At 69.5% G+C, this 26,737-nt stretch carries 27 protein-coding genes; 13 read left to right on the top strand and 14 right to left on the bottom strand.

Going from position 1 to position 26,737, the window contains the following annotated elements:
- Window positions 1–223: 223 nt before the first annotated feature.
- Both ACRXBZ_RS18110 and ACRXBZ_RS18105 read left to right on the top strand, forming a co-directional pair.
- Window positions 224–613, top strand: a complete 390-nt coding sequence (locus ACRXBZ_RS18110; protein WP_433880090.1) for a sterol carrier family protein — start codon at window positions 224–226, stop codon at window positions 611–613.
- A 321-nt stretch (window positions 614–934) separates the two neighbouring features.
- The gene (locus tag ACRXBZ_RS18105; RefSeq protein ID WP_433880089.1) at window positions 935–1,423 is read left to right on the top strand and encodes a hypothetical protein; all 489 of its coding nucleotides are present in this window, start codon (window positions 935–937) and stop codon (window positions 1,421–1,423) included.
- Between the two features lie 136 nt (window positions 1,424–1,559).
- Here the strand turns inward: ACRXBZ_RS18105 and ACRXBZ_RS18100 are convergent, their stop codons facing one another.
- The 3 genes from ACRXBZ_RS18100 to ACRXBZ_RS18090 form a co-directional block, all read right to left on the bottom strand.
- The gene (locus ACRXBZ_RS18100) at window positions 1,560–2,489 is read right to left on the bottom strand and encodes a hydroxymethylglutaryl-CoA lyase (protein WP_433880088.1); all 930 of its coding nucleotides are present in this window, start codon (window positions 2,487–2,489) and stop codon (window positions 1,560–1,562) included.
- Complete coding sequence (locus tag ACRXBZ_RS18095; protein ID WP_433880087.1) at window positions 2,486–3,760, bottom strand: hydroxymethylglutaryl-CoA reductase, degradative; 1,275 nt, start codon at window positions 3,758–3,760, stop codon at window positions 2,486–2,488. The genes ACRXBZ_RS18100 and ACRXBZ_RS18095 overlap by 4 nt, the downstream gene beginning before the upstream one ends.
- Window positions 3,761–3,860: 100 nt before the next feature.
- Complete coding sequence (locus tag ACRXBZ_RS18090; RefSeq protein WP_433880086.1) at window positions 3,861–5,696, bottom strand: helix-turn-helix domain-containing protein; 1,836 nt, start codon at window positions 5,694–5,696, stop codon at window positions 3,861–3,863.
- Window positions 5,697–5,897: 201 nt separating this feature from the next.
- On the opposite strand from ACRXBZ_RS18090, the gene ACRXBZ_RS18085 reads away from it, so the two are divergent.
- Genes ACRXBZ_RS18085 through ACRXBZ_RS18070 form a run of 4 tightly spaced genes read left to right on the top strand, consistent with a single transcriptional unit; the run spans window position 5,898 to window position 12,235 of the window.
- Complete coding sequence (locus tag ACRXBZ_RS18085; RefSeq protein ID WP_433880085.1) at window positions 5,898–7,955, top strand: hydantoinase/oxoprolinase family protein; 2,058 nt, start codon at window positions 5,898–5,900, stop codon at window positions 7,953–7,955.
- Window positions 7,956–7,980: 25 nt separating this feature from the next.
- Window positions 7,981–10,128, top strand: coding sequence for a hydantoinase B/oxoprolinase family protein (locus ACRXBZ_RS18080; RefSeq protein ID WP_433880084.1), 2,148 nt, complete (start codon window positions 7,981–7,983; stop codon window positions 10,126–10,128).
- Window positions 10,129–10,155: 27 nt separating this feature from the next.
- Window positions 10,156–11,427 (top strand): CaiB/BaiF CoA transferase family protein, encoded by a 1,272-nt coding sequence (locus ACRXBZ_RS18075; RefSeq protein WP_433880083.1) that lies wholly within the window; start codon window positions 10,156–10,158, stop codon window positions 11,425–11,427.
- 1 nt (window position 11,428) lies between these two features.
- Complete coding sequence (locus ACRXBZ_RS18070) at window positions 11,429–12,235, top strand: enoyl-CoA hydratase/isomerase family protein (protein ID WP_168589948.1); 807 nt, start codon at window positions 11,429–11,431, stop codon at window positions 12,233–12,235.
- Window positions 12,236–12,430: 195 nt separating this feature from the next.
- Here the strand turns inward: ACRXBZ_RS18070 and ACRXBZ_RS18065 are convergent, their stop codons facing one another.
- Both ACRXBZ_RS18065 and ACRXBZ_RS18060 read right to left on the bottom strand, forming a co-directional pair.
- A complete protein-coding gene (locus ACRXBZ_RS18065; protein ID WP_433880082.1) occupies window positions 12,431–12,634 on the bottom strand; it encodes a DUF397 domain-containing protein in 204 nt (67 codons plus the stop codon).
- Between the two features lie 21 nt (window positions 12,635–12,655).
- Window positions 12,656–13,519, bottom strand: coding sequence for a helix-turn-helix domain-containing protein (locus ACRXBZ_RS18060; protein WP_433880081.1), 864 nt, complete (start codon window positions 13,517–13,519; stop codon window positions 12,656–12,658).
- A 188-nt stretch (window positions 13,520–13,707) separates the two neighbouring features.
- On the opposite strand from ACRXBZ_RS18060, the gene ACRXBZ_RS18055 reads away from it, so the two are divergent.
- Both ACRXBZ_RS18055 and ACRXBZ_RS18050 read left to right on the top strand, forming a co-directional pair.
- On the top strand, window positions 13,708–13,950 hold the full coding sequence (locus ACRXBZ_RS18055; RefSeq protein WP_433880080.1) for an HC3 family zinc finger protein: 243 nt from the start codon (window positions 13,708–13,710) through the stop codon (window positions 13,948–13,950).
- On the top strand, window positions 13,950–14,225 hold the full coding sequence (locus ACRXBZ_RS18050; RefSeq protein WP_433880079.1) for a hypothetical protein: 276 nt from the start codon (window positions 13,950–13,952) through the stop codon (window positions 14,223–14,225). The genes ACRXBZ_RS18055 and ACRXBZ_RS18050 overlap by 1 nt, the downstream gene beginning before the upstream one ends.
- On the opposite strand, the gene ACRXBZ_RS18045 is transcribed toward ACRXBZ_RS18050, so the two are convergent.
- The gene (locus tag ACRXBZ_RS18045) at window positions 14,211–14,507 is read right to left on the bottom strand and encodes a DUF397 domain-containing protein (RefSeq protein WP_433880078.1); all 297 of its coding nucleotides are present in this window, start codon (window positions 14,505–14,507) and stop codon (window positions 14,211–14,213) included. The two genes, ACRXBZ_RS18050 and ACRXBZ_RS18045, sit on opposite strands and share 15 nt — an antisense overlap.
- 48 nt (window positions 14,508–14,555) lie before the next feature.
- Here ACRXBZ_RS18045 and ACRXBZ_RS18040 point away from each other — a divergent pair, with 48 nt between their 5' ends.
- Window positions 14,556–15,086, top strand: a complete 531-nt coding sequence (locus ACRXBZ_RS18040; RefSeq protein WP_433880077.1) for a methyltransferase domain-containing protein — start codon at window positions 14,556–14,558, stop codon at window positions 15,084–15,086.
- A gap of 27 nt (window positions 15,087–15,113) precedes the next feature.
- Here ACRXBZ_RS18040 and ACRXBZ_RS18035 read toward each other — a convergent pair whose 3' ends face one another.
- Window positions 15,114–15,386, bottom strand: coding sequence for a hypothetical protein (locus ACRXBZ_RS18035; RefSeq protein WP_433880076.1), 273 nt, complete (start codon window positions 15,384–15,386; stop codon window positions 15,114–15,116).
- A gap of 390 nt (window positions 15,387–15,776) precedes the next feature.
- Between ACRXBZ_RS18035 and purF the strand changes: the two genes are divergently transcribed.
- Both purF and purM read left to right on the top strand, forming a co-directional pair.
- Complete coding sequence (purF, locus tag ACRXBZ_RS18030; RefSeq protein WP_433883909.1) at window positions 15,777–17,294, top strand: amidophosphoribosyltransferase; 1,518 nt, start codon at window positions 15,777–15,779, stop codon at window positions 17,292–17,294.
- Window positions 17,295–17,402: 108 nt separating this feature from the next.
- Window positions 17,403–18,515 carry a phosphoribosylformylglycinamidine cyclo-ligase gene (purM, locus tag ACRXBZ_RS18025; RefSeq protein WP_433880075.1) on the top strand — a complete coding sequence of 371 codons (1,113 nt, stop codon included), beginning with the start codon at window positions 17,403–17,405 and terminating at the stop codon, window positions 18,513–18,515.
- Window positions 18,516–18,908: 393 nt separating this feature from the next.
- Here purM and ACRXBZ_RS18020 read toward each other — a convergent pair whose 3' ends face one another.
- Entirely contained in the window at window positions 18,909–19,058 is a 150-nt protein-coding gene (locus tag ACRXBZ_RS18020; protein ID WP_433880074.1) for a hypothetical protein, read from the bottom strand.
- Between the two features lie 137 nt (window positions 19,059–19,195).
- Entirely contained in the window at window positions 19,196–19,384 is a 189-nt protein-coding gene (locus ACRXBZ_RS18015; RefSeq protein WP_010312648.1) for a DUF3073 domain-containing protein, read from the bottom strand.
- A 237-nt stretch (window positions 19,385–19,621) separates the two neighbouring features.
- Here ACRXBZ_RS18015 and ACRXBZ_RS18010 point away from each other — a divergent pair, with 237 nt between their 5' ends.
- Window positions 19,622–20,509, top strand: a complete 888-nt coding sequence (locus ACRXBZ_RS18010) for a DUF8083 family protein (protein WP_433880073.1) — start codon at window positions 19,622–19,624, stop codon at window positions 20,507–20,509.
- 713 nt (window positions 20,510–21,222) lie between these two features.
- Here the strand turns inward: ACRXBZ_RS18010 and ACRXBZ_RS18005 are convergent.
- From ACRXBZ_RS18005 to ACRXBZ_RS17995, 3 genes are all read right to left on the bottom strand, one after another.
- A complete protein-coding gene (locus ACRXBZ_RS18005) occupies window positions 21,223–21,783 on the bottom strand; it encodes an RsiG family protein (protein WP_433880072.1) in 561 nt (186 codons plus the stop codon).
- A gap of 159 nt (window positions 21,784–21,942) precedes the next feature.
- On the bottom strand, window positions 21,943–23,085 hold the full coding sequence (ygfZ, locus tag ACRXBZ_RS18000) for a CAF17-like 4Fe-4S cluster assembly/insertion protein YgfZ (protein WP_168585728.1): 1,143 nt from the start codon (window positions 23,083–23,085) through the stop codon (window positions 21,943–21,945).
- Complete coding sequence (locus ACRXBZ_RS17995) at window positions 23,082–23,525, bottom strand: Fur family transcriptional regulator (RefSeq protein WP_433880071.1); 444 nt, start codon at window positions 23,523–23,525, stop codon at window positions 23,082–23,084. The genes ygfZ and ACRXBZ_RS17995 overlap by 4 nt, the downstream gene beginning before the upstream one ends.
- A 121-nt stretch (window positions 23,526–23,646) precedes the next feature.
- Between ACRXBZ_RS17995 and ACRXBZ_RS17990 the strand changes: the two genes are divergently transcribed.
- Window positions 23,647–24,495: an aminodeoxychorismate lyase gene (locus tag ACRXBZ_RS17990; RefSeq protein WP_433880070.1), complete on the top strand. Its 849-nt coding sequence runs from the start codon at window positions 23,647–23,649 to the stop codon at window positions 24,493–24,495.
- Window positions 24,496–25,373: 878 nt separating this feature from the next.
- Here ACRXBZ_RS17990 and ACRXBZ_RS17985 read toward each other — a convergent pair.
- Window positions 25,374–25,886: a DinB family protein gene (locus ACRXBZ_RS17985; protein ID WP_433880069.1), complete on the bottom strand. Its 513-nt coding sequence runs from the start codon at window positions 25,884–25,886 to the stop codon at window positions 25,374–25,376.
- 84 nt (window positions 25,887–25,970) lie between these two features.
- Window positions 25,971–26,612, bottom strand: a complete 642-nt coding sequence (locus ACRXBZ_RS17980) for a heme-binding beta-barrel domain-containing protein (RefSeq protein WP_433880068.1) — start codon at window positions 26,610–26,612, stop codon at window positions 25,971–25,973.
- Window positions 26,613–26,737 lie beyond the last annotated feature (125 nt).

The raw sequence follows: 26,737 nt of genomic DNA, 5'->3' as shown, positions 1-26,737 counted from the left end.
ACACCGACACGCCGATGGCTGTGGACAACTTCCGCAATTTCAATGGAAATCGGACCTCTGATTTCCATTGAAATTGCGTGTCCACTGGTCCGAGAGATACCTAGAGCACCGTGTCTGGTGTCTGGTGTCTGGTGCCTGGTGCCTGGTGCCTGGTGCCTGGTGCCCGGTGTCCCGTGCTTGGGGTTGGGGGTTGGGGGTTGGGTTGTGTTCGTAGGCTTCTGGCATGCCCAGTCGCCGTGCCGTTGATCCCGGGGAGATGCGCGAGGCCGTCGCAGCCCTGCGGCCTTGGCTGGACGGCGAAGCGCCGCAGCCCGCGCGTGCCGAGCTAGCCGCCGCAGTGCGGTTGAGCCTGCGCACCTTGGAGCAGGTCGCCCCGGGCAACAGCGTCGAGGTGCGGGTGCCGCCGTTCGCGGCGGTCCAGTGCGTCGCCGGCCCTCGGCACACCCGCGGCACCCCGCCCAACGTCGTCGAGACCAACCCCCGGACCTGGCTGCTGCTGGCGACCGGCCGCCTCGGCTGGGCCGAGGCCCTCGAACGCGGCGAGCTCACCGCATCCGGTTCCCGCTCGGACGTTTCGCAGTGGTTGCCGCTGGTCCGAGTCGGCAACCCGTGAGCGTTCCGGCGCCTCGCGTCCACGACCGGTTCCGGGATGAGACGGCGGACAGGGGCGGCGTTCGCCAGGTTGCCCCGCTCGGTGGCGCTGTTTCTGCTGCGTCAGCGCCTACACTGCCTGCGGGGCCTGAACCGTGCGATGGGACTGCGGCGCGCGACCCGGAACCGAGCAAGGTCGGCGGTCCGACACGGCCAGCTGATCGCCGCAGGACGTACACAGATAGATACGCAGTGGGCTACGTAGTGCCACCGATGTCTGCGTAGTCGGGGCTAAAGACACTGGTGTCAAGCCGACGAAAGTAGATCCGTTCAAGGAAAGGCCATGCTCCCCCTGTCCCATCCCGACCGAATCGAGCCGGATTCGCCGCAGCCCCGACGTTCGTTGCGTCCCTCCCAGCCGAGCGCCGCGGAGGTACTGCGGTACGGCGAGCGCTACGCAGACCTCCGTGACCGGCGCCTTGCACACACCTTGATCATCGAGGATGCGGTGGAGGAGCGCGAGGAGATTTCGGCTCACGAGCGCATCACCTGCCACGTTCACCGTCGCTGGGCACACGAATGCATCGCTTCGCCGATGCACGTCATCCCCGTAACTGGGCACCGCTGGTGCCGCCACTGCGAGGCCGAGGCGTCCGTCGCGGTCGACGAGGTGACCGGATCGGTGACCGTGGTTTGCACGCGGTGCCGCCAGGCCCTCGAGACCGCGGCGACCCGGCAGATCATCCGGACCTGCCGAGCCAGCCTGGCCGCTGCGCACGAAAGCCGCCGAGCCCTTGTGCAGGCGCAGGATTCCGCCGCGGCGGCGGCCTGAACGGTCAGCTCGACGCCTGCCCGCCCGAATCGAACCGCCCCGTTCGCTCAGTGTCGAGGCCAGGCCGCCGAGCCCACGGTTTTGCGCCGTCGTCGTAGCGGTTGCGTAACGCGCGAGGCCGGAGGGACGGCTGGTCTTAGCTTTTCCGTAGCGCGCGCACGACCGAAGAGGGGCTTTCGCGGCCGAGGTGACCGGCCAGCCAGCTACTCGTTTCGGCCAGCTTGGTGAGGTTGAGGCCGGTGCGGATGCCGAGACCTTCGAGCTGCCAGAGGATGTCTTCGGTGGCGAGGTTGCCGGTGGCGCTGTCGGCGTAGGGGCAGCCGCCCAGGCCGCCTGCCGAAGTGTCCACTGTGGTCACTCCATGCTGGAGGGCGGCGAGGGTGTTGGCGAGCCCCTGGCCGTAGGTGTCGTGGAAGTGAACGGCGATCGAGCCGACCGGGACTCTGGCGGCGGTGAGGGCGTTGAGCAGCGCGACGACGCGGCCGGGGGTGGCGACGCCAATGGTGTCGCCGAGGCTTAGTTCGGTGCAGCCGAGGGAAATCAGTTTGGTCGCGACGTCGACGACTTGTGCCGCAGGAACCGCGCCTTCCCAAGGGTCGCCCCAGCACATGGACAGGTAGCCGCGCACCGGCAGCCCGGTTTCGCGGGCCTGAGTGATGACGGGGGCGAACATCTCGAGCGACTCGGCGACCGTGCGGTTGAGGTTGGCCTTGGCGAAGCTTTCGGTTGCCGAGGCGAACACGGCGATGTCGGTGACGCCGAGGTCGAGCGCCCGCTGCAGGCCTCGCTGGTTGGGCACGAGTACGGGGTAGCGGACCGTGGGGCGGCGGTCGAGGCGACGGAGGACCTCTTCGGCGTCGGCGAGCTGTGGCACCCACTTGGGATGGACCATGCTCGTCGTCTCGATGACGGTGTGCCCGGCGTCGGCAAGGCGTTCGATGAACTCGACCTTCACGTCGGCGGGCACCGGCGTGGACTCGTTCTGGAGCCCGTCGCGGGGGCCGACCTCGCAGATGGTGACGGCTTCGGGGAGGCCAGGGAGCCGTTCGGTCCCGTAGTCGATCATCGTCCGGCCCGGAGCTCGGCGAGGACCTGCTCGGCGTGGTCGGCACGGACCTTCTGGTCCGCGATGAGCCGGGCGACGACGGCCGGGACCTCCTCGGCGGTCGCGCCGACGCCGGATGCGATGTTGCGGGCGTGCAGTGACATGTGGCCGCGCTGGATCCCTTCGGTGGCCAGCGCCCGGATTGCGGCGAGGTTCTGGGCGAGGCCGACGGCCGTGATGATCTCCGCGAGTTCGGCGGCGGTGCGGACGCCGAGCAGGGTGATCGCGGCCTGCGCGGCCGGGTGGACCTTGGTGGCGCCACCGACGAGACCGACGGGCATGGGCAGCTCGAGCGTGCCGGCGACATTGCCGTCGGCGTCTTTTTCGAAGCGGGACAACGAGGTGTAGAGCCCGGCGGGCGAGACGGCGTGGGAGTGGGCGCCGGCTTCGACGGCGCGGGTGTCGTTGCCGGTGGCGAGCACGACGGCGGTGATGCCGTTCATGATCCCCTTGTTGTGGGTGGCGGCCCGGTAGGGGTCGGCTTCGGCGAGGGCGGCGGCGTGAATGATGTTGTCGACGACCTCGGCGCCGCCGAGCGCGTCCGCGTCGAACACCGCGCGGGCACGGGAGAGCCGGAGATCGGCCTTGTTGGTGAGGATCCGCAGCAAGCTGCTCCCGCGCGCGATCTCGGCCGCCCGGGTGGAGACGGCCTCAGCCATCGTGTTGACCGCGTTGGCGCCCATGGCGTCGCGAACGTCGACCTGAAGGTGCGCGACCACGTAGGTGCCGGCGCGCGAGGGGACCAGCCGGACAGCGATGTCCCGGACGCCGCCCCCGAACTCGACGAGCTTGGGGTCCTGGTCGTTGGCGAGTGCGATCAGCTCGTCGCGGGCTTCGAGCAGCCGTACTCGCCCGGCTTCGGGGTCAGCGACGCCGACGATCTGGACCTGGGCCTGCATGACGGGTGGGGTCGAGGAGGTGGTGAACCCGCCGTGCACGCGCGCGATCTTGGCGGCGTTGCTCGCCGCCGCGACGACGGAGGCTTCCTCGGTCGCCATTGGCACCAACACGTCGGTGCCGTTGATCACGAAGTTCGTCGCGACACCCAGCGGGATGCCCAGGATCCCGGTCACGTTCTCGATCATGTGGGCTGCCAGTTCGGTGCCGAGGCCGTGCGCGGGGTCGAAGGCGGCGATCGACGCGGGGTCGATGCCGGCGGCTTCGGCGACGAACTTGCGCCGGGCCTCGACGGATAGGTCCCGGAGACCCTGGATACGACTGGTGCGCGGCATGGCGCCCCTCCCACCTCGGTGTCGCTGCGGTACGGAGGAGGACGCTAGTTCGCCGCGCATCGGCCGGGAATGGGCCGATCATCCACTGCTGACGGTAGGACTATGGGCTTTTGGCCAGGGTGGCGAGGCGGACCGCGACGGTGATCCGGAAGAGCCGATCGGGCTCCTGCCAGTCCTCACCGAGTAGCTCGGTCGTGCGTTCCAGGCGTTGGAGGACGGTGTTCTTGTGCAGGTGGAGCGCACGGGCGGTGGCGATCGGGCTCATCCGGTTGCCGAGGTAGGCGGCGAGGGTGGGCAGGAGCTTGCCCGCGTGTTTGGCGTCCCAGTCCAGGACGGGCCCGATGACGCGCCGCACGTACGTCGTCACGCGCGCTTCCCCGGGGCCGAACAGGGCCGTGTACGGGAGGTACTCGTCGGTGGTGACGGCGGTGTCGTTCAGCCCGAGTGCGGGCAGGATCCGCACGCACGCCGAGGCCGCGTCGACCTGGGTGCGTAGGTCGACGGTGGCGTCGGCGATGCCTGCGCCGACCGCCAGAACTGGTGCCCGTACGGTGCGGCGCACCATGGTGTGGATGAGTGTGCTCGCGGTGGCTGGGTCGGGATAGGAGGTGATGGCCACGACTCGGTCGGCATGTTCGCCGACCGGGCCACCGGTCCGGCGCAGGGCGCGGACGGCCTCGCGGCGCAGTTCGGCCGGCACCGAGATCACGACCACCGACCGCAGCTCGTCGAGCCGGATGCCCCGTGCGTGGGCGCGGGTGGCGATGTCGGCTCGGCGGTCGGGGTCGTCGGAGAGCATGTCGGCCAGCAAGTCGTCGCGGACGCGCTGCTCGGCCTCGATCATGGCGTCTTGCTTGAGATTGAGCAGCGCGGTGATCTGAGCGGCGCGTTCGGCGGTGCGCAGCTCGACGGGGCCGAACTCGACCTCGCCCTGTTCTAGCAGCAGCGCGCCCAGCAGGGTCGGCCCGGCGAGGACGGCGACGGCGTACGTGCCGTCGCTCGCGGGCGTGCACCGACCACTGCGGCGGCTGTGGTCGACCGCGTCGGCGACGGGGCCGTCGAGGTGTTCGAGGTCGCGAAGCGTGACGTGGCAGCGCAAGGCGCGACCGAGCGCGGTCGCGACGTCTGGTGCTTGACCGCCTTGAAGCACGAGGTTGGTGAGGTCGCTGTGCACCTCGCTGGCCCGTTCCATCGCTTCGACGTGGCGGGCGAGCTCGCCATAGGCGCGGCGGGCGTCGTCGGCCGAGTCCTGGGTGCGGGCGAGCAGGCGAGCGGTCTGCAGGACGATGGCGGCGTGGTCGGCAAAGGCTGACAGCAGGGAGATCTCCTCAGGGGAGAAAGCGTGCTCGACGCGGTTGGCGGCGAACAGCACCCCGATCACCTCGTCGCCGGCCAGTAGCGGGACGCCGAGCAGGGACACGAGGCCTTCCGCGGCCACGGCGGCGTCGATCGCGGAGTCGTGCGGGGCCTCGGTCATCGCGGCGTACTTGGACGTCCAGTAGGGACGGCGTCCTTCGACCACCTGGCTGGCCAGGCCCGCGCCGGGTGGCACTCGCAAGCCGAGGAACGACGGTGCGACCGTCCCGAGGGTGGTTCGCACGCGGAGTTCCCGGCTCTTCGCATCGAACTCGGACAGGTAGGTGACGTCCGTGCCGACGAGGTCGTGCGCTCGTTCGACGAGCCGGCCGAGCAGTTCATCGACATCGCGAAGCTGGGCAAGCTCGCGCGCGGAGGAGAACAGCGCCGCGAGTTCCTGACCGCGGCGCCGCCAGCGCTCCGAGGTGGCGCGCAGGCGGCGGATTTCGTAGCGGATCCGGGTGGTGTCCTGTTCGGACAGGGGCACGTCGGTGAGCAGGCCGTCCACATCGACTTCCTGTTCAGCCGAAGCTGCCTGCAGCAGACTGACGATAACGTCGCCTGGGAGCGTTTCCGTCAAGGAGTTCACCTCGATCCGGTGTGCCGATCGCCCAGGAATTCCAGGGGAATCCTGGGCGAACGATACATAGTCTAGGGCGGGTTCGCGCTCGTACTGTCCACACCGCGGGTTAGACGGTGTCTCCCCGAAACGAACCTTTCGTGCATACCATCCGTCAGCCCGGAACGAGCCGCACCGACGCAGTCAAAGGAGACAGCGAGCATGACGCTTCACGTGGGCATCGACGTCGGTGGCACGTTCACCGACGCCGTGGCGGTCGTCGACGGGCACGCGATACGTGGCAAGGCGTTCTCGACCAAGGACGTGACCACAGGGATCCTCGGCGCGCTGGGCGTGCTGCGGGAGCGCGCGGGCATGACCGAGGCCGAGTTCTTCGCCGCGGTCGACCGATTCGTCCTGGGCAACACCATCGTCACGAACGCCGTGGATGAGCAGAAGTACGCCGCCGTAGGGCTGCTGACCACTCAGGGCTTCCGCGACACCCTGCGCATCGCCCGGTCGGCTCGCACAGACGAGCGCGACCCGCACAAGATGTCGGCGCCGCCAGACATCGTGGAGCGTCGCCGCATCGTCGAGGTCGCCGAGCGGGTCGACGCGCACGGCACCGTACTCGTCCCGCTCACCGAGGACGCGATCGCCACGGCCGTGGACGCGGTGCTGGCGACCGGCGCCGAGGCCATCGCGGTCTGCCTGCTGTGGTCGTTCCGCAATGCCGCCCACGAAAATGCGATCGGCGAATACCTCGACAGGCATCACCCGGACATCCCGTACACGCTCTCCAGCAGGCTGACGCCGGTCTACCGCGAGTACGAGCGCATGGTCACCACCGCACTGGACGCCGCAGTGAAGCCGATCGTGGCGTCGCACTTCGACCACCTCGCCGACGAGCTGTGGAGCAGGGGGCTGCGGGCTCGGGTGCAGATCATGCAGGTGCACGGCGGGTTCCTGTCGGTGGAGGAGACCGGCAAGGCCCCGATCTCGATGTTCAACTCCGGTCCGGTCGGCGGCGTTACCGGCGCGCGGCTGCTGGCCAAGCAGCTCGGCCGCCGGCGGGTGCTGACCGCGGACATGGGCGGCACGAGCCTCGACGCGGCCGCCATCATCGACGACGAGTTCCGGCTGCTGCCCCGCGCCGAGATCGGCGGCCTGCCGACCAGCCTGACCGCCGTGGACATCGAGACCATCGGCGCCGGCGGCGGCAGCCTCGCCTGGGTGGACGGACGGAACCTGCTGCGCGTCGGCCCGCACAGCGCGGGCTCCGTGCCGGGACCGGCATGTTACGGAAAGGGCGGCACCCGGCCCGCAGTCACCGACGCCGCGCTCGTGCTCGGGCTGATCAACCCGGACTACTACCTCGGCGGCGCCGTCCCCCTCTACGAGGACCAGGCGCGGGCCGCCTTGCGCAAGCACGTGGCCGAGCCGCTGGGCATCACCGAGGACGCGGCGGCCGAAGGCATGTACCGGCTGGCGACGTCGCAGATGTCCAACGCGCTGCGCAAGATCACCGTGAACCGCGGCCACGACCCGCGCGAATTCACCCTCGTCGGCTTCGGCGGCGCGTGCGGGCTGTTCGCGGCCAGCATCGCCGCCGAGGCCGGGGTCCGCGAGGTCGTGATCCCGCGCGACGCCGCGGTTTTCTCAGCGCACGGCCTCATGCACGCCGACTCGGTGTTCTCCGCGGTGCAGACGAGCCCGTGGACGATGGACCAGCCCGCGGCGGCGCTCGACAAGGAGTTCGCCGCCCTCGAGGAACGCGCACAAGCATGGTTCGAGGCCGAGGGGATCCCTGCGGGCCGGCGCGAGCTGCACCGCGAGGCGGACATGAAGTTCGTGGGCCAGATCTTCGAGGTCACCACCCGCCTGGCGGCGGGCACCTTCGGCGAGGCGGACAAGGACGCGCTGCGCGCCCAGTTCATCGCCGACTACGAGGAAGAGTTCGGCGCCGGCACGGCCTGGACCGAGGCCGAGATCCTGCTGGTCAACTCGCGGGTCCGGGCCATCGGCCGCAGCGACGTGCAGACGGTGGAGCAGGCCGCCGGCACCGGCGAGGAGCGCCACGAGCTCACTCGCCGCGACGTGATCGAGCCGCTCACCGGCGAGCGCGTCGAGATCGACGTGCACCGCGGGTTCGGTGCGCTCGGCCGGGCGACCGGTCCGTGCCTGCTGGAGGAGCCCGACACCACGGTCTACGTGCCCACTGGCGCCACCGTCGAACTCACCGACAGCGGCGACTTCCTGCTGCGCCTCGCCGACCGCTGACCCCCGCCCGTCAAAGGAGACGACCATGACCAGCACCCCGCGCACGCTGCCCGCCGGGTTCGACCCCGTTACCCTCGAAGTGATCCGCATGCGCCTGGACTCCATCGTGGAGGAGATGGGCATCGCGATGATCCGCTCGTCGGGCTCCCCGGTGATCACCGAGGCCGGTGACTTCAACACCGCGCTGTTCGACCCCACCGGCCGCATCTACGCCTACTCGGACTATGTCCAGTTCCACATCGGCTCCGGCAGCGTCGCTGTGCAGAACCTGGTCAAGGCGATCGAGGGGGAGCCGCTCGCGCCCGGTGACGCGTTCATCTGCAACGACCCGCACACCGCGGGCGCGAGCCACCCGCCGGACACCAACGTGATCTCGCCGATCTTCCACGGCGACGAGCTGATCGGCTGGGCTCAGTCGCAAGCGCACCTGGTCGACGTCGGTGGCATGACGCCCGGCGGGTTCGCGCCCGGCGCCCACGACTGCTACGCCGAGGCGCTGCGGCTGCCGCCCGGCGTCAAGATCTTCGAGCGGGGCGAGCCCGTCGAGTGGGTGCGCCGGATCCTGCTCAACAACGTCCGCGTGCCCGCGCTGTTCTGGAACGACGTGCGCAGCCTGGTGGCGAGCAACAACACCGGCATCCGGCGTCTGCTGAGCACGATCGAGGAGTTCGGGATCGAGCAGTTCCGCGACTACACGAGGCTGTCGTTCGAGCTGGCCGAGCAGGTCGTGCGCGACCGGATTGCCCGCATCCCCGACGGCACCTACACCGCCGAGGAGTGGACCGAACACAACGGACACGTCGACGAGCTGTACCGCGTCGCGTGCACCATGACCAAACGCGACGACCAGATCACCTTCGACTTCACCGGCTCCAGCGAGCAGACCGACGGTTTCGTCAACTGCAGCTACGGTGCGCTGGTCGGCAGCGTGGCGACCGCCATCGTGCCGATCCTCGCCTGGGACGTCCCGTTCAACGAAGGCGTCATGACCGCGTTCGACATCGTCGCCGAGTCCGGGTCGATCGTGAATCCCCGGCCCCCGGCACCGATCAGCAACGGGCACCTCACCACCGGAGCCCGGGTCAGCCGCGTCGTCACGAAGCTGATGAACGACGCCTGCCGTGGCAGCGACGACGACACCATCCGCGACCGGACCCAGGGCGTGTGGGGCGACTCGTGGACCGGCGGGATCTCCGCGGGCACCACCGATGACGGCGAGTACTTCGTGCTGTTCAACATGGACGGCGGTGGCATGGGGGCCGGCGCCCAGCCGGACCGCGACGGGCTCGACTGCGCGGGGATGATGACGCAGGTCAACAACATGCTGCCCGACGTCGAGATGAACGAGATGCTGTACCCGGTGCTTTACCTGTGGAAGCAGCTCAACACCGAAAGCGCCGGGCACGGCGCCCACCGCGGCGGGCTGGGCCTGCGCTTCGCGTGGACGCTGCACGGCGCCGGGGAGGTCACGCAGACGGTGTTCGCCCCGAACGCCCAGGTCGTCGCCGACGGTTTCGGCGGCGGCTTGCCCGGCGGCGGCAGCGGCCACGAGGTCTGGCGCCAGACCGATGTCGCCCGGCTGCTCGCCGATGGCCTGGTGCCCGCCCCGGACACGCTGAGCGCGGCGGACCGGGAGTTGCTGGCGATCAACCAGCAGTCGGTCAGGATCCGCGCCGGAGACGTGTTCGTGCAGTGGATCGCCGGCGGAGGCGGCTACGGCGACCCGCTGCTGCGCGCCCCGCAGCTCGTCGCCGCCGACGTCCGCGACGGCTACGTGACCGGCGAGACCGCGCAGCGCACCTACGGCGTGATCGTCGCCGATGGCACCGTCGACGAGGCCGCCACCCGGCGAGCCCGCACCGCGATGCGCCAGGAACGCCTCGGCGGCACCCCCGCCCAGGTCCTGCCGAAGTTGCCGGCCGGGTCCTCCGCGCCACGCCGCGACGCCGACGGCTGGTACGTGCCCGCCAGCGGCGCCCGCCTGGGCACCGGCGAAGACTGGCGCGGCGAGGCGCGGAAGGTCACCTACGTCGCCGCCGAGCGGTTGGCCGAGTACGGAGTCCGCGTCCGCCCGCGCACCGAGGGCCGCCGCGTGCTGATCGACGAGTTCTACAGTCCCTCGTGCGGCACCCTCCTGGAGGCCCGCGTTCGGGTGGCTGCGGCCGCGAGCTGACGAGTCACCTACGGATCAGGGGCGAACATGACCATCAATGACGACACGATCGTGGGCATGCTGCCTGGCGGGCTGTCGCGGGGCGCGCTGCGCGGCATCGTGGTCCTGGACACCACGCGGGTCGTGGCGGGCCCATTCTGCTCGATGCTGCTGGCCGACCTCGGCGCGACCGTGATCAAGATCGAGAACCCGAAGGAACCGGACTACACCCGGGACTTCCCGCCGAAGCTGACCTCGCCCGGTGAGCCGGGCGGACCGGACGAGGAATTCAGCGCGTTCTTCGCGCAGTACAACCGGAACAAGTTCGGCCTCACCCTCGATCTATCCACTGAGGACGGTAAGGACCTGCTCAAGAAGCTGGTGCGGCGCGCCGACGTCCTGGTCGAGAACTTCCGGCCGGGCACGATGGACAAGCTCGGCGTCGGCTACGACGTGCTGCGTGGCGAGAACCCGCGCCTGGTGTACACGGCGATCTCCGGCTACGGCCAGACCGGACCGTACCGGCGCCGGCCGGCCTACGACAACAGCGCGCAGGCCACCGGCGGCCTGTGGTCGATGAACGGATTCCAGGACCGGCCACCCGCCCGCGTCGGCACCATCATTGGCGACCTGTCCGCGACGCTGTACGCCGTCATCGGCACCCTGGCCGCACTGCGGCACGCCGAAAAGACAGGCGAGGGACAGCTGGTCGACGTGTCCCAACAGGACTCGGTGCTCAGCCTCACGGAGAACGCTGTCGTGTCCTACACCGTCGAAGGCAAGGTCTCCGGACCGCTGGGCAACGAACATCCCTTCGTCAAGCCCTACGAGCTCTACCCGTGCAAGGACGGGTTCGTCTTCTTCGGCGGCTATACCGACAAGTTCTGGCGCCTGTCTTGCCACCTGTTCGGACAGCCCGAACTCGCCGACGACCCCGAAATCGACACCATGGCGAAGCGATTCGTACCCGAGGTCTACGAACGACGGGTCCGGACGCTGCTGCAGAAGTGGTTCGAGGACAAGACAAAGACCGAGTTGGAGGAGATTGTCGGTGACGCCGTGCCGTTGAGCGCGATCAAGAACATCGGTGAGGTCGTCGAGGACCCGCAGATCGCCGCGCGCGACATGATCGTCGACGTCGAGTACCCCGAGTTCGGGCAGCTGCGCATGTTCGGCTCGCCCATCAAGCTTGCCGGCACGCCCACTCAGCCACGTGGGCTCGCGCCGAAGGTCGGTGAGCACGCCGGCACGGTCCTGCGGGCACTCGCCGATCTCGACGACGAGCGCATCGCCGAACTGCGCGAGAAGGGGGTGATCTGATATCAGCGGCATCGCCCTCGACCGCGATGGCGCGGTCGCGATCATCCGGTTTAACCGTCCGGACAAGCTCAACGCGCTCACACTCGCGATGTACGAAGAACTCGGTGCGGCCTTCGATGAGGTCCGCGACGACGACTCACTCGCCGTCGCGATCCTCACCGGCAGCGGGGACCGCGCCTTCTGCGTCGGCGCCGACCTCACCGAGTCCATCCCCGCCCTGTCCGAAGGCCGTTTCGACATCTCGGCATGGGATGCCGCCCACCAGAAGCACACCACGCTGTTCAAGCCGGTGATCGCCGCCATCAACGGCCTGTGCCTCGGCGGTGGGTTCGAGATCATGCTGTCCACCGACATCCGCATTAGTGCCGACACCGCCGAGTTCGGGCTGCCCGAAAGCGGCGTCGGCGTCGTGCCGGCCGGCGGCACGCTCACCAGGCTGACGCGGCAGATCCCGTACGTCTGGGCGATGGAGCTGATGCTTCACGGTGACCGGATCCCGGCTACCCAAGCTCTGCGGTACGGCCTGCTCAACGATGTCGTCCCCGCGCCGCAGCTGCTCGATGCCGCGCTCGACCGCGCTCACCGGCTGGTCGGCAAGAGCGGTACCGCGCTCGCGACGATCAAGGAGGCCGTCCTTCGCCTCGGCGACCTCCCGCAGGACCAGGCCTTTCACAGCGAAGCCCTCTACGGCCAGAAGGCCTTCACCTCACCCGACGCCCGCGAAGGTCTCAGCGCCTTCGCCGAACGCCGTCCGCCGGACTTCCCGTCCCGCCACGGCACCAAGCCCCACTCCTACCGAGATGATTGATTCCGTGAAGTGGGTATTAGTGATCGAACCATCAAGGCCGACCTCGGCCGCTAGATCCTGCCTTGTACCGGCGTTGACCGGGCGAAGGACATGACCCGCGCCCACGAGGTCTTCCGAGCGTCTCCCTGCCGGGGCGTGACCAGGTGGTCGTGAGTGTGAAACCGGGCTCCAGCACGGTTTCACACTCACGACCTCTCAGCCCTGCTTCAGGCGTGTGGTGAACGATGTCCACTGCTCGGGGGTGAACAGGAGCGTGCCGCCGTCGCGGTCCTTGGTGTCTCGCACGCCGACCGCACCGGCCGCTACCGCGACCTCCACACAGTGGGCGTTATCTGCGCTGCGGCTTGACTTCCGCCAGTTCCCAGCTCTATGTAGTCCGGCCGCTTGGGTGCTGCTCATGAGCGCGATTGTAGTCCGGGTTTACAGCTTGCTGGAAGCCTTTCTGATCAGCTCAAACGACTCTTCGCGACTGAGTGAGACCGATGTCGCGCCAGCGAGTGTGATGGAGTACTCGCGAATCGTTACGGCATCCGAGGTGAGCAGGGTTGAGGTGATCGATTCCTGCCAGAGCACGCTGGGCAGTTGCTCATCGGGGTATCCCAGCAGGAGGAAGGCTGAGCCGCCCAAGGCGTCATACGCGGCAGCTTCGAACGGGACGATTCGCACCTCGATCGTCTCGGGGCGTTCGTCGATGAGTGTCGCCAAGTGCTCAAGTTGTCCTTTAAGGATGCGCTTCCCACCGATCTGCTGCCTGATCACTGCTTCGCTCATGATCGAGCAGAACTGCACCGGATCGTCATCTGTCAGACGGCGCTGCCGGAACAGGCGGCAGCGCAGCCGCCTGTCCGTCTCGGCAAGGCGAAGATTGGGGCTGCCGGACTCGATGATTGCCCGCGCGTACTCGTCTGTCTGGAGCATTCCCGCAACGATGTTGCACGCGTAGGAATGGATGCGCTCCGCGCCGTGTTCCAGCCCGAAGAAGCGGATCAAGTCCGGGTTGGTGAACAGCGTCGAGTACTTGGTCCACCAGCCTCGTTCGGTTGCTTGCTCACGGAACCTGCGCAGTTCCTCGGCTTCGCCGTCCGCGAACCCGTACACGTTGATCAGTGCATCGAGCCGGTCCGTGGATAGGTTCTTCTTGCCGTGCTCCACTTCGGACAGATACGCACCGGCGATACCGATCTTCTTCGCAGCCTCGCCGCCGGTGAGGCCGGCATCCTCCCGCTTTTCGCGTAGCCGCAGGCCAAGTGCCCAGTTTGCGACGGTCGATGAGCTTGGCGCCACGTCTGGCCTCCCATGTGTCGATCACTCTTCAGCATGATTGAGCTAGGTAAATATCCCAGGAGCCTCTAGCGTTGCTGCTGTCGGTGACGTTAGCAGCACAGTGTGTCACCGCGTGGAGGTGGCCCCGGCACCTCCCCTTTCCCCGACCCGGGGCCACCCGCCTTCCCCTTCGGCAGTCAGGAGAAGCGATGCATGACATGTTTCAGTCAGCGGGGTTGGTTGCGTACTGGCGGCCGGTCGACGGTGTTCGGCATGGGTTGTCGCCGGTCGAACTCCCGTATCCCGGCCAGGAGCGGGAAACCCTGTGCGGCACGACGGTGACCGTCGTCAAGACGACCGCGATCGACTGGCTCTCCCCGACCTGCGCTGCTTGTTGGGACGAGGCCAGGGCTCGCCGCGATGCGGCGGCACGAGAGGCAGGCGCGCAGTGATGACAAGCGTCCTTGCCGTGGTGGATGAGCCGGGCAGCCTGCTGGTTGTTCTGGGCGTTGTCGCGGCGGTGTTCGTGGTGGCCGCACTACTGCCGTTGCGCAGCGGGAATGGTCAGCATGCCCATGCTGGTCCCGGGGCGGTTATGGTGTGGCAACTCGTCGATGCGATATCGGTCGCAACCCCGCATCCCGAGCCGCCTGCCCGCCAACCACCGGAACCAATCGAGTGGCCGACCGAGGAATACGTCGGCCGCCATCGCCTAGCTTCGAGCTAGGCGCGCCTCCGCATCCGGGCGTGACCAGGTGGTCGTGAGTGTGAAACCGGGCTCCAGCACGGTTTCACACTCACGACTGAACGATGTCCACTGCTCGGGGGTGAACAGGAGCGTGCCGCCGTCGCGGTCCTTGGTGTCTCGCACGCCGACCCCTCTTTGCCAGACTGATGTGAGACACCTCGTGTGAGTGCGGGGTTCCTGACCGAGGGCGGGATCGGAGATCCTGGTGCACGTGTCCACACCATCTGACAAGCAGCCCAACCCGTCACCGCTGGTGTCCATCTTGGACAGTTGCCGTACTCGTGGGTTGAGCGCACTGTCCCGGGCGGGATGATCGTCGCCCCGATGCGGGCGGACATGGCGACCGGGCCACTGGTGCGGTTCGTCGTCGTCGAGGACGGCACGGCGCGCGGACACGCGGTGGAATGGCTGAAAGTGTCCTTTATGGACATGCGATCGCATCGCGTGAGTTCAGCCGATTTCGGGACTATGCGGTGGGATGACGACTCGGCGGACCGGTCGTGGACCGACTTGGCCCCGTGGGTGCCGCTGCTGGCCGATGATCACCGGTGGCCGATCGCGGTAGCGCTGCCGGGCTGCCGCTACGACGTGTGGAAGGCCAGCGAGTACCGGCCGGGGGTGGCGTGGCTGGTCGATCCGTCGTCGGGGTCGTGGGCCAGCGTGGTCCCCGAGGGGGAGCGGTTCCGGGTCCGCCAAGTCGGGCCGCGCCGGTTGTGGGATGCCGCCGAGGCGGCCTACCGGTGGTGGGTCGAACGCGGCGAGCCGCCGTTGTCGGCGTGGGAGTGGACCATCACCCCGGACCGGCAGAGCGTCGCCCTGCCGCCCGACTCCGGCCGCTGAGAACGGCTGTGTGCGCCCCGGCGCCGCTCAGGCACCGGGGCGTGTCGCGTTGTTGGCGGTGCCGTGCTGCCAGCACAGGGCCGCGTGAAGCCGCTGTATGACGTGTTCGTCGTCGGCCTCGGTCGGGTCGTCGCCTACGGGTAGCCACTCCTCGGCGACCGGGCGGCCGTTCACGGTGCGGGTGATCAGCATCCCGGGGTAGGCGAGCAGTTCGCCGCCGAGGTCCACGGTGCGGGTGCTCAGGGTGAGGTCCACCGCGCGGAGACCAGGCACGCGGCGGAAGTGAAGCCCTTCGGACACGGGCTCACCTGGTCTTTCGTGCGTACTGCGGGCTAGGTCTCCTGTAAGTCGCAGAGCTCGGCGGCGGTGTTACCGGCGGCCTGTTCAAACGAATTCAACACACCCGGTCGGCGTCCGGATCGTCCAGGAGATCTCGCAGCCGGGCGTCCAGGCGGGTGGCGGCAAAGGCAAGGCGGAGCCGCATGCCGCACACCTCCGCTGACACGGGCCTGGAGAGCCTGCTGTGACCAGGCTCAATTGACCGGAAGAAAAATCTTGGACACGGGAGCCTTACACTGAGGTGTAACTCCGGCTCCGTCCTTCAGGGAGTTCTCGGTGGTCACCGACCGGCCCCAACCGGCTAACGCAAGTACCCCTACAGACCTCTCCGGCCCTGCTCTCGAACGCGACATCCCCCGCGAGGAATGCGGCGTCTTCGGTGTTTGGGCTCCCGGCGAGGAAGTCGCGAAACTGAGCTTCTACGGCATCTTCGCCCTCCAGCACCGCGGCCAGGAAGCCGCCGGCATCGCTGTCGGCGACGGCTCGCAGGTGCTCGTCTACAAGGATTTAGGCCTGGTCAGCCAGGTGTTCACCGAGCAGACCCTGGCGTCGCTGCGCGGCCACGTCGCCGTCGGGCACGCCCGGTACTCGACCACCGGCGGCGGCAGTTGGGAGAACGCCCAGCCGACGTTCCGCACCACGGCCACCGGCAGCGTGGTGGCCCTGGGCCACAACGGCAACCTGGTCAACACGGCGGAACTGCTGGACCGCCTCGCCGCGGAGGGTGCCGACACCACGGCCAACGCGTCTTCGCCTGCCAACGGCTGCGAGCGCGCCACCAGCGACTCCGACCTGGTGACCGGCCTGCTGGCGGCGCACGCCGCCGACAAGGGCCTCGAACAGGCCGCGATGGAACTGTTCCCCACGGTGCGCGGCGCTTTCTCGATGGTCTTCTGCGACGAGCAGACCCTCTACGCGGTGCGCGACCCGCACGGCGTGCGCCCGCTGGTGCTCGGTCGGCTAGAACGCGGCTGGGTGGTGGCCAGCGAGACGGCCGCGCTGGACATCGTCGGTGCGTCGTTCGTCCGCGAGGTCGAGCCCGGCGAGCTGCTGGCCATCGACGGCGACGGACTGCGCTCCCAGCACTTCGCCAGCCCGAAGCCGAAGGGCTGCATCTTCGAGTACGTCTACCTGGCCCGCCCGGACACGACGATCTCGGGCCGCTCGGTGCACGGCACCCGCGTGGAGATCGGCCGCCGACTGGCCAAGGAACACCCGGTGGACGCCGACCTGGTGATCCCCGTTCCCGAATCGGGCACGCCCGCCGCGATCGGCTACGCCCAGGCCTCCGGCATCCCGTACGGCAACGGCCTGGTCAAGAACTCCTACGTCGGCCGGACCTTCATCCAGCCTTCGCAGACAATCCGCCAGCTCGGCATCCGGCTGAAGCTGAACCCGCTGCGCGAGGTGATCCGCGGCAAGCGCCTGGTCGTGGTGGACGACTCGATCGTCCGCGGCAACACCCAGCGCGCCCTGGTCCGGATGCTTCGCGAGGCAGGCGCGATCGAGGTGCACGTCCGGATCGCCTCGCCGCCGGTGAAGTGGCCGTGCTTCTACGGCATCGACTTCGCCTCCCGCGCCGAGCTGGTCGCCAACGGCCTGGACATGGACGGGGTGCGCCGCTCGATCGGCGCGGACAGCCTCGGCCACGTGTCGCTGGACAGCCTGGTCGCCGCGACCGAGCAGCCCCGCACCAGGCTGTGCGCGGCCTGCTTCGACGGCGACTACCCGATCCCGCTGCCGGCGGACGCCCGCATCGGCAAGTACCTGCTGGAGGGCCTCAACCAGGCAGAACGCGGTGTCGCGGGACCGGCCGAACCGGTGCTGCCGAGCAGCTACGGCGCGGCCGACGCGCTGCAGCGGCCCTGACGACCGCACCGTTGTTGCCCCGAGGTTCGCCGTCGGCGCGTAGCGTTGAACGTGCTACACATGCGCGTCCGGCGAATCGCAAACTCGCACCAAGATGTGGAGCCAGTCGTGTCCGAAGACCTGCTCGCAAGGTCTGCCCAGACCGAGAGTCCGAAAGCCACTTACGCCGCAGCGGGCGTGAGCATCGAGGCCGGTGACGAGGCGGTCGAGAAGATGCGCCCGTGGGCGCAGCGAGCGACCCGGCCCGAGGTGATCGGCTCCCTGGGCGGGTTCGCAGGGCTGTTTCAGCTCAAGCTCGACCGCTGGAAGGCGCCGGTGCTGGCGTCCTCGACGGACGGGGTCGGCACCAAGCTCGCCGTCGCGCAGGCGCTGGACGTGCACGACACCGTCGGCATCGACCTGGTCGCGATGGTGGTCGACGACCTGGTGGTCTGCGGCGCCGAGCCGCTGTTCCTGCAGGACTACGTCGCGGTCGGCAAGGTCGTGCCGGACCGGATCGCCGACCTGGTCAAGGGCATCTCGGAGGGCTGCGTGCAGGCCGGCTGCGCGCTGCTCGGCGGGGAGACCGCCGAGCACCCAGGCATGATGGCGCCCGGTGAGTACGACATTTCGGCCACCGGCGTCGGGGTCGTCGAGGCGGACGCGATGCTCGGCCCGGACAAGGTCCGCCCGGGCGATGTGGTGATCGCGATGGGCTCCTCCGGCCTGCACTCCAACGGTTACTCGCTGGCCCGGCACGTGCTGCTGGACATCGCCCGGATGCCGCTGGAGGGCCACGTCGAGGAGTTCGGCCGCACCCTCGGTGAGGAGCTGCTGGAGCCGACCCGCGTCTACGCCAAGGACTGCCTGGCGCTGGCCGCCGAGGCGGGCGTGCGGACGTTCGCGCACGTCACCGGCGGTGGCCTGGCCCAGAACCTGGCGCGGGTGATCCCGTCGGGGCTGACGGCGGTGCTGGACCGGGGCAGCTGGGCGCCGGCGCCGGTGTTCGGGCTGATTGCCCAGCGCGGCCGGGTCGAAGCCGACGAGATGGAGCGCACCTTCAACATGGGCATCGGCATGGTCGCCGTGGTGACCGCCGAAGACGTGGACCGCGCCCTCGCGGTGCTCACGGCTCGCCACGTGCCGGCCTGGGTGCTCGGCGAGATCGCCAAGCAGCCTTCCGTCGAAGGCGCCGGCGAGGACGACCGTGTGGTCCTCCGCGGCAACCACCCGCGCTTCTGATCTCTGCGTTGCAGACTCGTCTTGCGCGGCGCTGCGGGTAGCTGCAACCTCAGGCGCCGTCTCGCTGCGGGATCCCCGACGTCATGAATGCCAATTCACCACGTCGGGGACCGGCCTCGCCGGGAAGCCGTCGGGCAGGCACGGCCCGAGAACACGCGGCGGTGCCGGTTGCGGGTGGGGCCGAGCGGCTGCCCCGCGGCGAAGGCGAAGATCGAACCGCGCACGTGAAATCTGTGATCGCGACCGGGAATCCTGACGGGTTCCCGGTCGTTGAACCAATAGCTGGCGTGCGCGTGTGCCCCCGGGCTCCAACTACCGCCTGCTGGGAATACCGTCCGGCTGGAGCCCTGCAGTGCCACCCGCCGAGAGGCGGCCCGCGCGCGCCAGCGTTCCTCAATCCCACTCTTCAACCCCGCAGGGCCGCAGCTGCCCGTCGGCTATCGGCGAGTCCAGCGCGATCGCGCCGGACTCTTCTTCGGTCAGCGCCGTTTCGGAGGCAGCAGACAGACGCGAGTGGCGTCGCCGGTCCACCGGCAACGCCACTCACGGTGCTCCTCCTATGTGGGACTTGCGAACTCGTCAACCCCACCCGCTCATGCACATCGGGTCAGACAAACGACTCCGACGCACCTCACCATCGAGCGAACAGCGTTCATCCGCCGTCCTCGTGGAGATGTGCTTCAACGTCGGTCGTAGTCGTAGTCGTCGTACCCGTCGTCGCGCGAGTCATCGCGGTCCTCACTGGACCACTCGCCGGACTCCGAGACGGACAGCTCGCGCTGCAACGCCTCGATGTCCATGGCGGGGGAACTGTATTTAAGCTCGCGGGCCACCTTCGTCTGCTTGGCCTTAGCCCGGCCGCGCCCCATGGCTCGACCCCCTCGCACAGGGTTGCGGGGCGGACAGGGGAATGTCGGCCCCGCATGATCTCGACAACTTTTCCTGTAACTACCGTACCGTGTCGAGGCGGTTGGACGCGACGTGGTGCCATGACTGAGTGGCCGTGTCTTGGGTGACGTCGAACTCTCCCCCGCCGAAGGCCCGTCTGGCAGCGGTTTTCGGTGCTCGGCGAGGCAGCCGCAGATGCCCGCGGGCCGCATGACACCATGCTGGCTGTGCCAGAGCCGTTCGTCGCCTACCTGAGGGTGTACGAGCCCTTGTCGTCCTTCGACCCCCCGCTGCGCGAGGAACTGGCAGCGGCCGTCGAGCGCGGGCCGGTCGACCCGTTCGACGCCGGATTGCGAGAGCAGGACGTCTGGTTGCGCAGCCAGCTCGCCGCGCCGCCCCGGCTGCTGCCCGGCGAGACCGCCGACGGCACCGTCACGGGCGTTGGTGACGTGCTGGTGCTCGACCCGGCGGACGTGCCCAGCGCTCCGGCGGCCACGGTCGGGCCGGGCCCACTGGTGTGCCCGCTGGACCTGCGCGGGCGGGCCGCCGCTGCGCTTGTCGGCTTCCTGGGGGACGCGGAGATCCCGCTGCGGACCGCGGCCCTGCAGGTGCCGGTGGAGAAGGCCAAGGTGCGGGCGAGCGCGGTGGTCAGCGAGCTAGCGGGCGGCGCGGTGCACGTTCTGTCTTCCACCTGGACCGTCCCGCTGCCCTGGTTCGTGCTGGTCGACCCGGAGGAGCGGTGCGTGTTCACCGAGCCGGGCCGGCGCCGGGTGTGCTGGCGGATGGCGATGGCCGACGCGCGGCGCCGGGTTGCCCGGGCGCACGCGATCGGCCGCAAGTCCATCGGCGAGGAAGGGCCGACGCGGATCCTGCGGGAGTCCGGCCGCTGGCTGGAGCGCTTCCACCCGCATTCGGCGGTGGAGCTGGACTACGGCGGCCTGGTGCAGCTGATGACGTCCAGCGACCTGGACGCGGACACCTCGGCCGAGGACGTGCACGCGATCGTCGATGCCATGGAAGCCGACGATGCGGAAGAGGTCGCGACCCGCTACGAGACCCTGCGCGACTTCTGGTCGGAATTCGCCGCCCGAGAACGCCACAACTGAACGGAGGCTCTCCGGCCTCGTCCTGCGGGAAGCGGAAGCCGGGTTGCCTCGTTGGCCCCGGACCTGGGCGGATGCTGGTTCGGTTCCCGTGAGCGGTTTCGGGTGCTATAGCACCCGAAACCGCTCACGGGCTCTGACTGGCACCGCGTTCGTCAACATCGGCTGCGGACCGGGGAACGCGGTGGAGTTCTCGGCGGTCCGCCAGCGGTGCGATCGCAGCACGCTCTCGTGGTGTCCGTGGGTGTAGATACCCGGCTGCACAATCATATCGTCTGTCTCAAAATATGGGAGATCGGTACCGATATTTGAGCATACGCTGAAGATTTCGCTGTTGGGAAGCATTTGATGCGATGGAGAAGTCGCGGGTGCCTGGCTTCTGGCAGCTGCGCGTGCGAGGCAAGGCGCCGGCGTTCGAGCAGGGGAGGTGGTCGCGGGGATCGCGATGAAATTGTCCACTGAGGATGGAAGTGGGCACCGCGGCGCCTCTGCGGTCGGCCCGCGCCGCGACGGGACGCGCTACGCCCTCGCCGCTGTGTGGGGCCTGTGCCGGGCGAGATAGGGCGTTGGCGGTTTCCATCCAGGTTGGTTCGCAGCTTTCCGATCGCCTGCGCGGGTTTCAGCGGCGATTGCGCGGGCGCGTGGAGCGGCGACGTGCCGCGCCGGACACTACCCGAGTCCACTTCGGATGATTCGGGCGAGCGGGGCGGAACCGGTCACCGCCGGTCGCGTTCCTCCGCGAGGCGGTCGTCCACCGATGCGGCGCCCTCGCGGTAGCGGCGGGCGATCTCCGCGTTCAGCCGGTCCACCACGTCCTGGACCTCGTGGCGGCGCTGCGACACCGAGTCCTCTTCCCCGGTGTAGGCGGCGAGGGCCTGGTCGAGCTTGGCCTCCGATAGCGACATCACGTCCGACAGATCGACGTCGGAGACCAGCGCCTCGACGTGCCTGCGGTGCGCCTCGGCCCGTGACGGCTCGGTCGTCTGGTACCGGCCGGAACCGGTCGCCGGACCGACGGCGTTGTCCGCCAGGATGTTCACCAGCTGCTCGACGACCGACGCGGACCCGCGCTCCCGGCGCCGCCGCTGCTCGGCTCGCACGATGTCGATCCGCGCGTGCAGCACGCGGCGCAGGTACGAGAGGTCCGTTTCCTCCTGCGCCGCCTCGTCGCGCAACTCCCGCACCTCGCCGAGCGTGCGGTCTTCGATGCCACTGGTGTAGTCCGGGGACAGGACCCTGTCGATGCGGCGCCGTCCACCCGGGCGGACTTCGATCACGTGGCCATCCTCCGGCACTCAGGTACAGCTCGCCAACAGTTCGGGTGATGTTGTTTTTAAACAACGGTGCGAAACCGCTCGTATTCCCGGAGTAGTGGGGCACGCGCGGCGAACGGGGCGGATGCGCACGCCTACACCGGCATGCCCGCGCCTCGTCGACTACCGGCCGCGCAGGCCCTGGGCCGCGACCCGTCCCGGCGGCTCGCCGGTGTCGGGCGGCACCGAGTCCGGGTCCACCGCCGCGGCCACCGCGCGGTCCTGCTCCGGGTCGCCGGCGACCAGCTCGCCGTCCACCGGTGCCGACCGCTTGAGCAGCGCGAGCGCCACCGGCCCGAGCTCGTGGTGCTGCACCACGCTGCCCACCCGGCCGACCTTGCGCTCGCCGAGCCAAACCGGATCGCCGGTCTCCGGCAGGATCTCCGCCGAGCCGTCCAGGTGCAGCAGCACCATGCGCCGCGGCGGCTTGCCCACGTTGTGCACCTTGGCGACGGTTTCCTGGCCGCGGTAGCAGCCCTTGGCCACGTGCGCCGCCACGTGCACCCAGCCGAGTTCGTGCGGGATCGCACGCTCGTCGGTCTCCAACCCGACTCGGGGCCGCAGCGCCTCCACCCGCAGCGCCTCGAACGCGAGGGTGCCAGAGGGGCGGATGCCCGCGTCGGTCAGCTTCGTCCACCACTCCACCAACGACGCCCGCGGCACCACGAGGTCGATGGTGGGCAGCGCGCGGAACGGTACGAACCGGCTGAATCCACCGCCGGGCAGGGCCTTCACCTCGTACGGCTTCGACGGCACCGGCGCGAACCGGGCGAGGATGCCGCCCGCGTCCGGGCCGACCGCGGTCAGCACCGCGAACTCCGAGGTGGCGTCCCGAGTCTCCACTTTGGACCAGAATCGCATGGCGTCGAGGTACTCCAGCAGCGACTGCCTGCCGTCCACGCCCATCGTCGGCAGCGCGCTGGTGGCTTGCGCGCCCGCGTCGGTGTCCAGGTAGACGACGCCCTCGTGGTGCGCGAGTAGCATGTGGCAGTCGACGCGGCCCTGGCTGTCCAGCACGAGCGCCTCGGTGCCCTGCCCGTCCGGCAGCTCCGTCATGTGCTGCGAGAGCACCAGGTGCAACCAGCTCAGGCGCTCCTCGCCGGTCACCGCGATGACCTCCCGGTGTGAGCGGTCCACCAGCACCGCCGAGCGGGTCGCCGACCGCTGCTCGGCGAACGGGTCGCCGAAGTGCCAGGGCACGCCCGCATCCACTGCATCCTCCGGTGCGGGTACCGCACCCGGCAGATCCAACAGGGGTGAACTCATCGGCGCTCCTCGACGGCGTCGGCGTTGCGGCAGCAGTTCCGGCACAGGCCGGACAGGGCCAGGTGGGTGGCGTCCAGGGCGAACCCGAACCGCGCGAGCAGCTCGCGGGACAGGTCGTCCAGCAGTTCGGTCGAGACCTCGTCGATCGTGCCGCAGCGGTGGCACGCCAGGTGGACGTGCTCGTGCTCCTCGACCGAGTAGGTCGGCGCGCCGTGCCCCAGGTGCGTGTGCCGCACCAGGCCCAGCTCTTCGAGCAGGTCGAGGGCGCGGTAGACCGTCGTGATGTTGACCGTCGATGCGGTGCCCTGCACCTTGCGGCAGACCTGCTCGGGCGTCGCATGCTCCAGCTCGCGCACCGCGTCCAGCACCAGTTGGCGCTGCGGTGTCATCCGCATGCCCCGTTGGTGCAAGGTGCTGCGCAGCGATCCCTGGTCGGTCAATGCCCGCTCCTGTGCTCGGCGCGCTTGAAGGTCGGTACTCCGATCGTAACTCCGTGCGAGAACGCGCCGGTCATGCGCGGCCCACCAGCGGTTGCGGGGGTCGAGGTTCTAGGCTTCCGGCATGCGCGTACTGGCACTCTTGGACGGGACGATCGTTGATCCGCGGGCGCCGCTGTTCCGCGCCGACGACCTCGGTGTGATGCGGGGAGATGGCATCTTCGAGACGATCCTGGTCGCCGACCGGAAGCCGCGGGAACTCGGGCCGCACCTCGATCGGCTGGAGCAATCCGCCGGCCTGATGCAGATGCGGTTGCCCGAGCGCGACGCATGGGAGCGGGCCGCACGGGCGGTCATCGACAACTGGCCGTGGGACACCGCCCCGCAGATGGCGCTGAAACTCGTGTGCACCCGCGGCGTCGACGGCGGCGACGGCACGCCGAACGGCTTCGCGATGGGCATGCAGATCGGCGCCGACACCCTGCGCAAGCGCGACGAGGGCGTTTCGGCCGTGACGCTGGAGCGCGGCTACGCCCCGGACCTGATGGAGCGGGCACCCTGGCTGCTGCTGTCCGCGAAGACCCTGTCGTACGCGGTGAACATGGCCGCGATGCGGGAGGCCGAGGCGCGCGGTGCCGACGAGGTGATCTTCACCGCCACCGACGGTTCGGTGCTGGAGGGGCCGACCTCGACGGTCGTGATCGCGCAGGGGCGCACGCTGCTGACCACGCCGCCCAGCTCGGGCATCCTCAAAGGCACCACCCAGGGGGCGCTGTTCCGGGCCGCGGAGAAGGCGGGCTGGAAGACCGAGGTCGCGAAGTTCCCGACGTCGGCGCTGTTCGAGAGCGACGGCGTGTGGCTGGCTTCGAGCGTCCGGTTGGTCAGCCAGGTGCACACCATCGACGGCACCGAGATCAAGTCGGACGCCGACCTGCACGCCGAGATCAACCGCCTCTACGAGTCCAACTACTGATCACCCGTTACCGTTACCGCCTCCGGCCGCAATTTCAATGGAAATCGGACCTTCAATTTCAATGGAAATTGCGGCCGATCGGCGTGTCGACCCTCGACACGCCGGAGGCTGTGGACAACTTCCGCAATTTCCATTGAAATCGCGGACCCCGGACCTCGGACCTCGGCCCCCGACCCGGACCTCGGCCCCCGACCCGGACCTCGGCCCCCGACCCGGACCTCGGCCCCCGACCCGGACCTCGGCCCCCGACCCGGACCTCGGCCCCCGACCCGGACCTCGGCCCCCGACCCGGACCTCGGCCCCCGACCCGGACCTCGGCCCCCGACCCGGACCTCGGCCCCCGACCCGGACCTCGGCCCCCGACCCGGACCTCGGCCCCCGACCCGGACCTCGGCCCCCGACCCGGACCTCGGCCCCCGACCCGGACCTCGGCCCCCGACCCGGACCTCGGCCCCCGACCCGGACCTCGGCCCCCGACCCGGACCTCGGCCCCCGACCCGGACCTCGGCCCCCGACCCGGACCTCGGCCCCCGACCCGGACCTCGGCCCCCGACCCGGACCTCGGCCCCCGACCCGGACCTCGGCCCCCGACCCGGACCTCGGCCCCCGACCCGGACCTCGGCCCCCGACCCGGACCTCGGCCCCCGACCCGGACCTCGGCCCCCGACCCGGACCTCGGCCCCCGACCCGGACCTCGGCCCCCGACCCGGACCTCGGCCCCCGACCCGGACCTCGGCCCCCGACCCGGACCTCGGCCCCCGACCCGGGCCCCGGCCCCCGACCCGGGCCCCCGACCCGGGCCCCCGACCCGGGCCCCCGACCCGGGCCCCGGACCCCTATCCGGACCCCGGACGCCGACCCTAACCTGACTTCCCTGGTCAGCCCATCGTCTTCTGGCCGTCGATGGTCTCGCGGATGATGTCGGCGTGGCCCGCGTGCTGCGCGGTCTCCGCCGCGATGTGCAGCAGCACCCGCCGCACCGTCCAGCGCTTGCCCTTCTCCTCCTGCCACGGGGCGTCCGGCAGCTGGTGGGAGAGGTCCAGGTCCGGCAAAGACGCGACGATCTCGTCGGTCCGCGCCGCCACCTTCTCGTACTCCGCCAGCAGCACGTCCAGCGTTTCCTCGTCGGTCGGGTGGAAGGTCGCCGCCTGCTTGGCGAACGCCGCCTCGTCGTAGGCGTCGAACGCGCGGCCGTTGCGGATGAAGTCGGCCCAGTTCAGCTCGACCGCGGTCACGTGCTTGATCAGCCCACCGAGGCACAGGTCGCTCTCGGTTGGCCGCAGGCGGGCCTGCTCGTCGGTCAGGTCCTTCACCGTGTGCCGCAGGAAGCCGCGGTGCGCTTGCAGGAGTTCCAGGATGTCGGCGCGCTCGTCGGTCAGGGTGCTGGTCATGCTTCGCCCACCTCAGGTTTCGTAGCTCGATTGCGTCGAAATCTAACCGGGGGGTCTGACAGGAACGGCGGATCTGCGCCTGGCTCAGCCGACGATGCGGTCGAGCTTCGCGGAAAGGCGCGGCTGCAGCTCGTGCTCCGAGGTGGCGCGCTCTTCAACGTAGGCCAGCGAGCCCTCGACGACGCCGTACAGCCGGCTGGCCGCGGCGACGTCCTCGCTGGTCGGCGTGCGCAGCACCGCGTCGGTGCCGAACTGCCAGGTGGTCTGGCTCTGCGGCTTGCCGAAGAACATCTCGGCGACGCCGGTCTCGTGCAAGATCAGCAGTTCGATCGTGTCGTCCGCCTGCGGGCGCCAGAAGCCGACCTCGCGGAACGCGGGCGCGACGACCTTGCCGCCCTCGCCGTCCAGGCACCACGCGCGGCTCTCGTAGGTCAGGAACGGGCGGCCGTCGTGCGCGAGGGTGACCTGCTGGATGAAGCGGTACGGCTTGTCGAGCGAAGGGTGCGATGCCTCGCCCTCGCCGCGCCACACGCCGACCAGCGGCAGCAGCGCGAGGCAGGCGTCATTCAGCGACGGGCCCATTCGCAGGTTGGCGGTGTCGCCGGGCCCAGGCAGATCGTTGAACTCCGGCACGTTGCGGTGCCGGGTGTGCTTGGCGCGCTCCGCAGCCGCGGCGACTGCGGCATCGCCGCTGCCGCGCTGTGGTTCGTTCGGCGTAGCAGTCATCGCGTCGAGGTTACCGGTCGCGCCGGATCAGTCGCTGTACAGGCGGTACACCACGTAGCCGGCGAACCAGACGGTGGCGACCGCGGCGAGCCCGACGAGGGTGACGAGGCCGTAGTGCAGGAAGT

Origin of the sequence: Saccharopolyspora hattusasensis, from assembly GCF_050972075.1 — a bacterium.
Taxonomy (GTDB): Bacteria; Actinomycetota; Actinomycetes; order Mycobacteriales; family Pseudonocardiaceae; genus Saccharopolyspora; species Saccharopolyspora hattusasensis.
Note: the sequence above shows the minus strand (reverse complement) of the source record. Positions and strands in the feature narration are given on the sequence as shown.